Raw genomic sequence first — 12,137 nt, 5'->3', positions numbered from 1 at the left:
GAATCGATGTGGTCGGCTATCGTCGAACGCTATCACAGATTGTCGTTTAGAGAGCTGGTGCATTTGCCCACTCTTACTGCTTGGGATCCCGCAAACCCTGGTGATTTTGGCGGCTTAGGCATGAGTAACGATGAGTCGGCCATCTTTTATGCAATCGGGATTGGTGATGGCAGCTGGGGAGCGTTTTATGACGTCTGCTGCTTGTACCCACTGCGTACAGCAGTATTTTTCATGGGCGTGTTGATCAGGACGGTATGCCGTACGCTGCCCCGCATCTGGAAGCTAGCAGTGTGCCTGACAGTAAAGGGCTGATGTTTCAGGGGCCAGCTTATCTCGGGCTTGCGGCGATGGACGAAAGCCTTATGTTCCTGGACGACGGGATGTACGGTACCTCGCTATATGATCACCTGCTGCAACGAGATGATGGGCTACTGACGGATGCCTCGGTCTGTTCCCTGCAAAAGCTGGAAGATGGTCGTGTACGGGTCGGATATCGTTGGCGCTGCAGTGACCCCGTGCATGGAAGCCTCCAATACGAAGATTACGACAGTGTGATCTTGACCACCCCTTCCTGGTTGATTGAAACCAACATCCGTCTCGACGGTTTCAGTCGTCAGGTACTGCCGCAGGCGATCATGGATGCCTGGAAGCATGCCCATTGGGAGACCAGCTGCAAGATCTACGCGCCGCTCAAGAAAGGCTTCCTGGACCGCGAGTCGCCATTGCCGCAAATCTTGGTCACCGACAGTTTTGTCCACGATGTGTATGCCTATCGGTACAACGACAGTTATGCCGATGACTGCATTCTGCTCAGCTACACCTGGGAAGACGATGCTACGAAGCTGGCGGCATTGTCTGATGACGAACTGGCAAAGAAATGTGTGGCGGAACTCGATCGGATCCTGCTGCGCTGCAGCAATGTGGCTGAAGCCATATCGCCTTACATCGATACCCGAAACATTCGCATACAGCGCTGGATGACGGATCGCAATGCGCTCGGTTGCGCAAAGCTGTATCGGGCAGGCACCTATTACGATGCAGTCAGCCTGATGAAATACAACCGTGATCTGAGTGCCAAATCGGGGGTGTATCTGGCTGGAGAGTCCTTCTCCGTTGACGCTGGCTGGACCGAGCCCTGTTTACGCACGGCGCTTGATGCGGTCATCAATCTCTGCAACCGCACATCTGCAGAGTTCAATGGTGGCTTTACCCTAGAGCATTACCCACATTATCAAGTTGGGAAATAGCGGCGTCTGGGAGTTTTTGTGGGAGGTTTCCTACTTCAATACCTCTCTTGTCCTTCTGCTCCATAGGAACTCCCCGACTGTCACTCCCTAGCCCAACCCCGCTCTACTGGCGCCCTTCCAAAACAACCATAAAAAGGAAGCCGCCATGTCTGAACACTGCACCCCTGTCAGCCCTGTACGTATCGCCGTCATCCAGTACGACCCCCAGGTAGGGCTCCAACACTGCGACGGCAACCTGAGCAGAGGCTTGGCACTGGCCAGGCGCGCAGTGCGTGAAGGTGCCAACCTGATCGTGCTGCCCGAGTTGGCCAACACTGGCTACACCTTCCACTCTCGTGCCGAGGCCTATGCCCATGCCGAGACGCTGCAGGAAGGTTGCAGCCTCAAGGCCTGGGCAGATTTCGCCAGGGAGCATCAGGTCTATCTGGCTGCGGGTTTCGCCGAACGCGACGGCCTGAAACTCTACGACAGTGCCGTACTGTTCGGCCCCGAAGGCCGGCTCGGGCACTACCGCAAGGCGCACCTGTGGAACCAGGAAAAACTCTGGTTCACCCCTGGCGACCTGGGTTTTCCCGTGTTCGAGACGCCGATCGGCCGTATCGGTCTGCTGATCTGCTGGGATATCTGGTTCCCTGAGGTGCCGCGGCTGATGGCCGCGCAAGGTGCCGATATCATCTGCAGCCTGAACAACTGGGTGTGGACGCCACCACCGCTGTTCGATGAGGCAGGGCGCTGCATGGCGTCCTACCTGACCATGACGGCAGCGCACGTCAACAACGTCTACATCGCCGCCGCGAACCGTATCGGCAGCGAGCGGGGAGGGCGCTTCCTGGGCTGTTCACTGATCGCCGGTACCAATGGCTGGCCCATCGGCGAGGTGGCCAGTGCAGAGGAGGAGGGCATTCTCTATGCTGACGTCGACCTCAGCAGTGCACGCTCGGCACCGATCTGGAACAGCCTCAACGACCTGCCCCGAGACCGGCGCACCGACCTCTACGATGCGAGCCTTGGCTATCGCCTGCATGCACCGATGCCGCGCTGAGGAGTCGCACATGAAAACGCTACTCTTCCCCAACCGGCAGCGGTCGTCCGGGTTGATCCTCGCCGGCCTGTTGGTGCTGCTGGCTGCCAGCCTCGCCTTGGGCCAATGGCCGGACTACGTGCAACTGGCGGCGACGCTGGATCAGCCGCTGAGCCGCTTGCGCTGGATAGTCGGTGATATCAGCGAGGTGGCTTTCTACAAGCATGAACTGCCTGCCCTGGGCATGCTGCTGGGCGCGTGCCTGGCGCATTGGGCCCATGTTCGCGGGTATCGCTGGCAGGGCTTTGCCATCTGCTACGGCAGCGGACTATGGCCGTGGGTGTTCACCAGTTCGCTGTTGGGCCTGCTGCTCAGCCACGCGTTGTGGGGCTGGACCTTGGCCAGTGGTACCTGGCAACCGACCTTCGTTGCCTTCGTATCGTTGCCGGCAGCCATGGTACTTCTGTTTGGCGCAGGCTGGCAGGTGACGATCACCGGTGCACTGCTGGGGGCGCTGCTGGTAACGCCGGCGAGTCTGCTGATGGTCAACTACCTGTGTTACCCCCTGCAGTTGCCGGTAGTGATCGGCAACGTGAGTGGCATGGCAGTGGCAAGCCTTCTTGCTTTCATGCTGTGCAAACGCTTTCCGTCATGGGTACGGCCCAGTCACAAGCCCGGCGCACTCGAACCCGTTGCAGCCCCACCAGATCATGGTGTGGTTTGGACCTTGCGACGTGTACTGGCCGACTTCAGCGAAGCGCCGTTCTTCGGTAATGAACTGGCCAGCCTCGGGCTTCTGCTGGGCGTGTTCCTGGCTTATGTGCTGGCCCCTGCTGCGCCGGCGTACGGTTCGCTATTGGTGTTGCAGATCGTCGCCGGGCAGGCATTGTCCTCATTGGTTGGGGTCGTGTTCTGGCGTCGTCAGTGGCAAGTGCGAGGCTGGTATCCCACCTACATTCCCATCGTCTCGATCGTCCCGGCCGCTGTGCTTACCCACGGTGGCAACTGGCAAGTGATCGTGGCAAGTGCCGTGCTGGGCGCGCTGCTGGCTCCACCGCTGGCAGTAGCCATTACCCAGCGCTTGCCGGCGTACATGCACGGCTACATCGGCAATGTCGTGTCGATGGCCATCAGCACACTGGCGATCGTGCCGTTGGTCGGCTGGCTTGCGGGAGGTGGCGTATGAATGAGCAAGCAAACCTGCCCAGGCTGTCGATCGCCAGCCTGGGCGGTACGGTGAGCATGCAAGCGGGAGCGCCCGGAGGTGGTGTGCGGCCAAAGATGGGCTGTGACGAGCAACTGGCCAACGTGCCCCAACTGCGCGAGATGGCACAGCTTGAAGTTGCCACTTTGGGCCTGCTCGCCAGTGCCTCGCTGGGCTTTGCGGCGCTGCTCGACGTGCTGGCCTGGGCCCGGGGTGAGGTGGAGCGTGGTGCCCGGGCGGTGATACTGACCCAAGGCACCGATAGCCTTGAGGAAACGGCATATTTCCTCGATTTGCTGTGGCCATTCGATGCGCCATTGGTGATGACCGGTGCCATGCGCGCGGCCAGCCAGCCGGGTAACGACGGCCCGGCCAACCTGCTGGCCGCTGCGCAGGTGGCACTGGCGCAGGGCAGCCGTGGGCGCGGCGTGCTGGTGGTGATGAATGATCAAGTCCACGCTGCTGCAAGGGTTCGCAAGACGGCCAGCCTGGCGATGGCGGCATTCGAGTCGCCCGGCAGTGGCCCGCTGGGCGAGGTTGTGGAGGGCATTGTGGTTTATCGACAAGCGGCTGGTCGCCGGCAGGTGCTGCCGTTACCGCAGCGTACCGAACATTGCGTTGCACTGCTGGAAGCATGCCTGGACGCAGACACGGCGCTGTTGCAGGCCGTGGCTAGGCTGGGCTACGCAGGGCTGGTCATCGCGGGGTTTGGTGCTGGGCATGTTTCCAGTAGTTGGTCCGAAGTACTGGATGAGCTCGCACCTACCTTGCCGGTGATCGTTGCCACGCGCACCGGCAGCGGTCCTACCGCCCGTACGACCTATGGCTTTGCCGGCGGCGAGATTGACCTGCAGGCCAAAGGTGTACACATGGGCGGGCAGCTCTGCCCGCGCAAGTGCCGCATTCTGTTGTGGCTGTTGATCGGCAGCGGTAGGCAGCAGCAGCTGCATAGCTGGTTGCCACGCTGAAGAATCTGCCTGCGCAGCTGTACGCGCGGGCAGCCCTTCGGGCGTTGCTGTGCTAGGGTGCACACACTTTTGCTTCCCAGGATGTCCCCTCATGCTCCCCGCACTCAGCGAAAAAGAACTCGACCGCCTCGAAGACCTGTTGATCACCTACGGCAATGACTACTCGGTGCTTAACCTGGCCGAACTCAACGGTTTCTTCACTGCACTGGCCAGTTCGCCAGTCACAGTCACCCCGGAGCAATGGTTGCCCGCAGTGGCCGGTGGCAAGGTGCCGAAGTTCAAGAAGCCGGCGCATGAAGAAGCCTACACGGCATTGATGCTGCGCTATGCCAGCCAGGTGGCGGAGGAACTGGGCGACGACGTCGACCAGTTCGAGCCGCTGTTCGAGGAAAGCGAAGGCGAGGCAGGCAGCGTGGTCGTCATGGAAGAATGGTGCTTCGGCTACATGCGCGGCACCCAGGTCGCCGGCTGGGCCGAGCTACCGCCGGAGCAGGATCAACTGCTCAAGGCCATTTCGCTGCATGGGCTGGAGGACAACTTCGAGCTGCTGGACCAGATGAGCGAGGCGGATATCCAGGCGTGCGTGCCGCAGGTTATCGAGGCCGCGCGGGGGCTGTTCCGCTACTTCAATCAGTTGCACTAGCCAGCCTTTGCATTGCTGCTGGCGGCGCCATCGCCGGCAAGCCGGTTTCCAGCTCGACCGCATCGGCTCCACGCCATGCGTAATTGGACGGCGGCGGTTTGTCAGCGATGTAGGTAGCACTATTATTTCGCCCGGTGAAATTATGGTTTCCCCGTCACACTGATTCTGCTGCCGGGCGAACCGGTGCAGCATGAGCTCCATCAGCCCACTCCGGTGCTGACCAGGAGCCAAGCCCATGTCGAACCCGATCAAGCTTTACAACTTCCCCAAGTCCGGCCATGCCCACCGCATCGAACTGATGCTCTCGCTGCTAGACCTGCCCACCGAACTGGTGTTCGTCGACTTGGCCAAAGGTGCGCACAAGCAACCGGACTTCCTGGCCCTCAACCCGTTCGGCCAGGTGCCGGTCATCGATGACAACGGCACCGTGATCGCCGACTCCAACGCCATCCTGGTGTACCTGGCCAAGAAATACGACAACGGCACCTGGCTGCCCGAGGAACCCGCCGCCGCCGCGCGCGTGCAACGCTGGCTATCGGTCGCTGCCGGCCCGCTGGCCTTTGGCCCTGCTGCTGCGCGCCTGGTGACTGTGTTCGGTGCCGCGTTCAACACCGATGAAGTCATTGCCCGCGCCCATACCTTGCTCAAGGTGATTGACGCCGAGCTGGCCAACACGCCATTCCTGGCGGGCAGCACGCCTACCATCGCCGACATCGCCAACTACTCGTACATCGCCCATGCACCGGAAGGCAACGTGTCGCTGGAGCCTTATGCCAATGTGCGTAGTTGGCTGGCGCGAATCGAGGCGCTGCCGGGCTTCGTGCCCATGCCTCGCACCGTGATCGGGCTGCAGACCAGCGCCTGATACAACGCCATCGCGAGGAACGCCGCCATGCAACAGAACCCAGACCACCGCCCCTCGCCTTGGCATGCGGGGGAGAAAGCCCTGCAGGAAAAGGTCGGTGTAGCGCAGCGCATGGAGGCGTTCGGGCACAAGGTCATTCGTGACTACATGCCTGACCAGCACCGTATTTTCTATCAGCAGTTGCCGTTCATGGTCGCCGCCTGCGTGGACGACCAGGGCAGGCCCTGGGCAACACTGTTGGAAGGGCCCGAAGGGTTCGTCAGCTCGCCGGACCCGCGCCAGCTGACGATCGACACCACGCTACCAGCAGACGACCCCGCTACCCCGGGGCTGACAGCCGGGCAGGCAGTCGGCCTGCTGGGTATCGAATTGCACACTCGTCGGCGCAACCGCATCAATGGGCAGATTCGCCAGGCTGCTGGCGGGCAACTGCAGGTGGCTGTGGAGCAGTCGTTCGGCAATTGCCCGCAGTATATTCAGCAGCGTGACTACATTCGCGTCGATGAGCCCGCCCAAGGCCGCTTCGATGCAAGCACGCTGGATAGCAACGCCATCAGCCTGATCCAGGCGGCCGACACGTTCTTCGTCGCCAGTTATGTCGAGCACGACGACGGCCAGCGCTCGGTGGATGCCTCCCACCGTGGCGGCCGGCCCGGGTTCGTCAAGGTCGAAGGCAACCGCCTGACCATTCCCGACTATGCCGGCAACCTGCACTTCAACACCTTGGGTAATTTGCTGGTCAACCCGCAGGCAGGGCTGTTGTTCATCGACTTCAGCAACGGCCACGTGCTGCAGCTGCATGGGCATGCCGAAGTGTTGTTGGACAGCCCAGACATCCAGGCTTTCGACGGTGCCGAGCGGTTATGGACGCTAGAGGTCGAACAGGTGGTGTGGCGCCCGGCTGCTGTTTCCCTGCGCTGGGCGTTCAAGGAATACGCACCGACCAGCCTGATGACCGGCACCTGGGACGAGGCCGAAGCGCGCCTGCAGCAACGCCGGCAGCAGCGCCAATGGCAGGCCTGGCGTGTGCTGCGGGTGGAGCAGGAGAGCCGCGATATTCGCTCGTTCTATCTTGAGCCACCTGCCGATAGTGCTGTGGCCTTTGCGCCCGGGCAACATGTCCCGGTGCAAATCCAGCTCGACGGCGAAACCGCGCTGATCCGCACCTACAGCCTGTCCAGCGCGCCCTCCGACGGCTACCTGCGCATCAGCGTCAAAGCCCAGGGCCCGGCTTCGCGGCATCTGCATGAGCACGTCGTGGCGGGCGATGTGCTGAACGTGCGTCAGCCCATGGGCAGTTTCACGCTGGATCAGCAGAGCACGCGGCCGCTTGTGCTGATAGGCGCGGGCGTGGGCATCACGCCGCTGTTGGCCATGCTGCGCGAACAGTTGAGCAAAGGGCTGGCGCGGCGCATCCATCTTTTCCACGGCGCGCGCAGCCTGGCCGACCTGCCGTTCCGGCAGGAGCTGGCGAGCTTGCGACATCAGGCCGCTGGCCTGCTACGCGTGCATCGCGCCTTGAGTCAGCCAGAAGACCATGCCGTGGCCGGGCGTGATTATGAATTTGCCGGCCGGCTGGGCATCGAGCAGGTCAAAGCGACGCTGGCGCTGGACGACTACGATTTCTACCTGTGCGGCCCGGGCAGCTTTACCCAGGACCTCTATGAGGGGCTGCGTGGGGTGCATGTGCCGGATGCGCGGATCCACGCGGAAGCCTTTGGCCCCTCGACGCTTCGGCGGCACACCGACGATGACCAACCCACCCTGCAACAGCCCCCTGCCGCCAGCTCGCCGGTACCAGTGTACTTTGCGGCTTCGGCCAAGGAAGCACGCTGGGCTCCCGGCAGCGGCACCCTGCTGGAGCTGGCCGAAGCTCGCGGCCTGTCGCCGGAGTTCAGTTGCCGGGGTGGTTCGTGCGGTACCTGCAAGGCCAAGCTGGTCAGTGGCCAGGTGCATTACCCGAACCCGCCGGCCGAGTTGCCGGAAGCGGGTTCGGTGCTGATCTGTTGTGCCGTGCCGGCACGGGTGGAGGAAGGGGCTCAGGCGCTGGTGCTGGATATCTGATAAGCCTGTACCTGCCTCTTCGCGGGTACAGACAATACAAAACGTCCAGATGAGTGATAATCCTGGCACACCCCATGGCCCCAGGAACCCGCATGGACCAGATCCACCTGATGAAGGTGTTCGTCGCCGTAGGCGAACTGGAGAGCTTCGCCGCCGCGGCCCGACGCCTGGATATCTCGCCAGCGGCGGTCACCCGCGCGGTCAGCGCCCTGGAAGAGCAGCTTGGGGTCAAGCTGCTGTTGCGCACCACCCGCAGTGTGCGCCTGACCGAGGCCGGCGGCCGCTATCTGGAGGATACCCGGCATATCCTCGCCAGCATCCACGAGGCCAATGAAGCGGCCGCCGGTATCAACGCCACCCCCAAGGGCGACCTGGCGGTTACCGCGCCGATCCTGTTCGGCAAGAAGTTCGTCATGCCATGCATCGTTCGCTACCTGCAGCTGTACCCGGAAGTCGATGTCTCTGCCTATTTCCTCGACCGCGTGGTGAACATGGTCGAGGAGGGCATGGACGTTGCCGTGCGCATCGGCCCCTTGCCCGACTCCGGGTTGAAAGCGCTGCGGGTGGGCAGGGTGCGACGCATGTTGTGCGCATCCCCCGAATACCTGGCGCGTCATGGCGTGCCGAAGCATCCGTCGGACCTGGCTGGGCATGCCGTGATCGGCACCACCCACCTTTCGCCCCGGGCTGGCTGGCGCTTCGGGGTAACCGAGGAGCCGACCCTGGTGCGCATGAAGCCACGGCTGGCGGTGACCAGCAACGATGGGGCGATCGTCGCCGCCAGTGGTGGGCTGGGGATTGCCCGCCTGCTGTCGTACCAGGTGGCGGATGAGCTGGCCAATGGGCAGTTGCAGGTGATCCTGGCCGAGTACGAGGAGGCGCCCTGGCCGATTCATGTGCTGCACCGAGAGAGCAAGTACGGCTCGGCCAAGGTCAGGGCCTTCATCGACATGCTGGCGCAGGATTTGCGCGCCCAGCAGTTGGATTGAGCCGGGGCTGCAATGCAGCCCCGGTTTCAGGCGACACACTTACAGCGCCCGATACTGCATTCTGAACCCCAGGCTCATCGCCTCCCCCGGCCGCAACAGCCGCAACCCCGGTCGCCCCGGCAGGTGATGCGCATTGACCGGGTGGCTTACCGGCTCAAAGCAGAAAAAACCTTCCCCCTGCGGGCAGAACAGCAAGAAGTGCTCAGCCCCGCTGGCACTGCACGCCAGCCGATACCCAGCACCAGGCTGTTCGATCACGCACTCCCCCGGCCAGCCACTGAAGGCGTGGTCAACGACCGTCTCCGGCAAAAGCCCCATCGCCTTGAAGTACCACTGCTCGGGAATCTCGGCCTGGTACGACGGCAGGCGGCCATCCTCGGCCAGCCATACCTTGCTTGCTGCTGCATGCAGCCTGGTATCGGGATACCGCGGAAAGTAAGGATGCAACCCCAACCCGTACCAGGTGGCCAGTGCATCCAGGTGCGTCACATGCAAGTCCAGGCTCAGGCAGCCCTCGTGCAGGTGCACATCCAGTGTTGCCTGGTAGGCAAACGGCACTGCACTGTCCAGCGTCAGCCGTGCACGTCGTTCACTGTGGTGGGCCACCTGCCAGGCCTGCTGCCAGGCGCTGCCATGAATCGGGTAGGGATCGTGGCCGGTGTTGGGCACCAAGGCCTGCCATCCCTCGGGCCGGGCAAAGCCACCCTCGGCAATGCGGTTGGACCACGGCGCCAGTGGGTAGCATGCCAAGCGCCGCGGCGTAGCGCTGGCCAGCGCGGCCGCGTCGGAATGGCGCAGCAGCGCTTGCCCGGTCGCCTTAAGCTCCCAGTTGACCAGGCTGGCGCCCAGTTCCGGGGCCAGGCTCAGGCGGGTCAGGCGATCCTGCAGGTACAGTTCGGTCATGGCCACGCAAGGCTCCTTCCACAAGGGCAATCAGCTGGCTCGGCGGTAGGTGAGCAGCACGATGCCGCACACCACCACCGCGGCGCCGAGTATCTGCAGGGTACTCAGGTGCTGGTCGAGCAAGGCCCAGCCCAGCAACAGCGTGGCGATGGGTTCGACGTTCATCACCGGCGCGTTCTGCGCCATGTTCAGCCGCGGTACGCAGACGAACAGCAAGGTGAAGGCCAGGCCATACAGCACTACCAGGCTGCCCAAGGCCGCCCAGCCGCCGCTGCTGCCCGGCAGCGACAAGCCGGACGGCATCACACCGCTGAAGCCGGCCAGCAGCATGCTGGAGAACACGATCAGCAGGGTCAGCAGGCTGCGCACCGGCCCGCGCACGGCGGCCAGTTTATGGTCGGTGATCCACAAGGCGCAGGCGAAGGCACAGGCGGCGCCGAAGGCCAGGCTGACGCCCTGCGCCCAGTGCGGGTTGGCCGCGCCGTTGTCGGCCAGCCGGGCCGGTACATCCAGCGCCAGTACCAGGCCGCACAGGATCAGGCCCATGAACAGCACGGTGCGGCCGGTAGGGCGTGCGCCGCCCAGTGCCCAGGTGAGCAGCGCCAGCAGCATCGGAAAGGTGTTGCCCACCAGCAGTGCCAGGGCCACCGGAATGCGTGCTACTGCCGAGTACAGGCACAGGCTCTGGGTGGCGATCAGCAGGCCGAGCAGCAACTGCCAGCGGCGGGTGCCGGCGGGCAAGCCCAGTGCCTGGCGTTGCCACAACAGCAGGCCGGCCAGCACCAGCAAGGTGATGCCCGAGCGGCAGAGGATGGCCAGCAATACGCCGGTGCCGTCATCGAAGGCGATGCGTGCGGCGATGTGGTTGCCGGCGAATGAGCAGGCCAATAGAGCCAGCAGGGCGATGGCCAGTTTTCGTGGGAACAGGTTTGAAGAGGGTAAGGAAACAGCCATGTGCAGGATCCGTTTGCAGGTAGGGCCTAGGGGCTGCTTTGCAGCCCATCGCAGGCAAGCCAGCTCCTACAGGTATTACACAAGCCTCGAAAGCGGCGCGGTCCCTGTAGGAGCTGGCTTGCCTGCGATGGGTCGCAGAGCGACCCCGCTTTCAGTTACAACACCACGCTAGGCAGCCACAGCGAGATGGCCGGAATGTAGGTCACCGCCATCAGCACCAGGAACAGCGCCAGGTAGAACGGCAGCAACGCCTTCACTGTCGTTTCGATGCTGACCTTGCCAACGGCCGAGCCGACGAACAGAACCGCCCCCACCGGCGGTGTGATCAAGCCTATCCCCAGGTTCACCAGCATGATCATGCCGAACTGCACCGGGTCCACTCCGATACCGGTGATCACTGGCAGCAGGATCGGTGTAAGGATCAGGATCAGCGGCGCCATGTCCATCACCGTGCCCAGCAGCAACAGCATGAAGTTGATGCACATCAGGATCACATAGCGGTTGTCCGACAGGGTCAGGAATGCCGTGGTGATCTTCGATGGGATCTGCATCAGCGTCATCACGTAGCCGAAGCTGGCAGCAAAGCCGATCAGGATCATCACGATGGAGATGGTCCGTACCGTGCGGTGCATCAGCTTGGGCAGGTCGCGCCATTTGTAGTCGCGGTAGATGAACATGGTCACGAAGAACGACCACACCACGGCCACCGCCGCCGACTCGGTCGCGGTGAACACGCCCGACAGGATGCCACCGAGGATGATGACCATGGCCATCAAGCCCCACAGCGCCTCACCGGCAATCTTCAGCGCCTGGCGCAGCGGGATCACTTCGCCCTTGGGGTAGTTGCGCTTTTTGGCGAACAACAGGCACAGGCCCATCATCACCGCGCTCAGCAGCAAGCCCGGCATCACCCCGGCCATGAACAGCGAGGCAATCGACACCGTGCCGCCGGCCGCCAGCGAGTACAGCACCGAGTTGTGGCTGGGCGGGGTCAGCAGTGCCTGTACCGAGCCGCTGACAGTGACGGCAGTGGAAAACTCACGCGGGTAGCCCTTGCGCTCCATCTCCGGGATCAGCACCGAGCCCACCGATGCAGTGTCGGCCACCGACGAGCCGGAAATCGCACCGAAGAAGGTCGAGGCCATGATGTTGACCAGCGACAGCCCGCCGCGCACGAAGCCCACCAGCACCCCGGCGAAGGCCACCAGCCGTCGTGACATACCGCCTTCGGCCATGATCGCGCCAGCCAGCACGAAGAACGGAATGGCCAGCAGCGAGA

The 12,137-nt window shown here is 63.0% G+C and carries 10 protein-coding genes and 1 pseudogene; 8 read left to right on the top strand and 3 right to left on the bottom strand.

Annotated elements, in window-relative coordinates; all coding sequences use genetic code 11:
- From TZ03_RS27885 to TZ03_RS27850, 8 genes and pseudogenes are all read left to right on the top strand, one after another.
- Nucleotides 1-1,247 (top strand): annotated as a pseudogene (locus TZ03_RS27885) (FAD-dependent oxidoreductase); the annotation flags it as partial.
- Nucleotides 1,248-1,392: 145 nt separating this feature from the next.
- Nucleotides 1,393-2,289 (top strand): nitrilase family protein, encoded by an 897-nt coding sequence (locus TZ03_RS27880; RefSeq protein WP_051101538.1) that lies wholly within the window; start codon nt 1,393-1,395, stop codon nt 2,287-2,289.
- A gap of 10 nt (nt 2,290-2,299) precedes the next feature.
- Nucleotides 2,300-3,454 (top strand): hypothetical protein, encoded by a 1,155-nt coding sequence (locus TZ03_RS27875; RefSeq protein ID WP_051101537.1) that lies wholly within the window; start codon nt 2,300-2,302, stop codon nt 3,452-3,454.
- Nucleotides 3,451-4,440, top strand: a complete 990-nt coding sequence (locus TZ03_RS27870) for an asparaginase (protein ID WP_051101536.1) — start codon at nt 3,451-3,453, stop codon at nt 4,438-4,440. Before TZ03_RS27875 ends, TZ03_RS27870 begins: the two co-directional genes overlap by 4 nt.
- Before the next feature lie 91 nt (nt 4,441-4,531).
- Entirely contained in the window at nt 4,532-5,083 is a 552-nt protein-coding gene (locus tag TZ03_RS27865) for a UPF0149 family protein (protein WP_051101535.1), read from the top strand.
- Between the two features lie 235 nt (nt 5,084-5,318).
- Nucleotides 5,319-5,948, top strand: a complete 630-nt coding sequence (locus TZ03_RS27860; protein WP_051101534.1) for a glutathione S-transferase family protein — start codon at nt 5,319-5,321, stop codon at nt 5,946-5,948.
- 27 nt (nt 5,949-5,975) lie between these two features.
- Nucleotides 5,976-8,012, top strand: coding sequence for a pyridoxamine 5'-phosphate oxidase family protein (locus TZ03_RS27855; protein ID WP_051101533.1), 2,037 nt, complete (start codon nt 5,976-5,978; stop codon nt 8,010-8,012).
- A gap of 92 nt (nt 8,013-8,104) precedes the next feature.
- Nucleotides 8,105-9,001 carry a LysR family transcriptional regulator gene (locus TZ03_RS27850; RefSeq protein WP_051101532.1) on the top strand — a complete coding sequence of 299 codons (897 nt, stop codon included), beginning with the start codon at nt 8,105-8,107 and terminating at the stop codon, nt 8,999-9,001.
- Between the two features lie 39 nt (nt 9,002-9,040).
- On the opposite strand, the gene TZ03_RS27845 is transcribed toward TZ03_RS27850, so the two are convergent.
- The 3 genes from TZ03_RS27845 to TZ03_RS27835 all read right to left on the bottom strand — a co-directional run.
- Nucleotides 9,041-9,910, bottom strand: coding sequence for an aldose 1-epimerase (locus TZ03_RS27845; protein WP_051101531.1), 870 nt, complete (start codon nt 9,908-9,910; stop codon nt 9,041-9,043).
- Nucleotides 9,911-9,934: 24 nt separating this feature from the next.
- Nucleotides 9,935-10,858, bottom strand: coding sequence for an EamA family transporter (locus TZ03_RS27840; RefSeq protein WP_051101530.1), 924 nt, complete (start codon nt 10,856-10,858; stop codon nt 9,935-9,937).
- A gap of 155 nt (nt 10,859-11,013) precedes the next feature.
- Nucleotides 11,014-12,137: TRAP transporter large permease (locus TZ03_RS27835; protein WP_051101529.1), on the bottom strand; the 1,124-nt coding region annotated here is incomplete at its 5' end.

The organism is Pseudomonas sp. 10-1B (genome assembly GCF_000935045.1).
Taxonomy (GTDB): domain Bacteria; phylum Pseudomonadota; class Gammaproteobacteria; order Pseudomonadales; family Pseudomonadaceae; genus Aquipseudomonas.
Note: the sequence above shows the minus strand (reverse complement) of the source record. Positions and strands in the feature narration are given on the sequence as shown.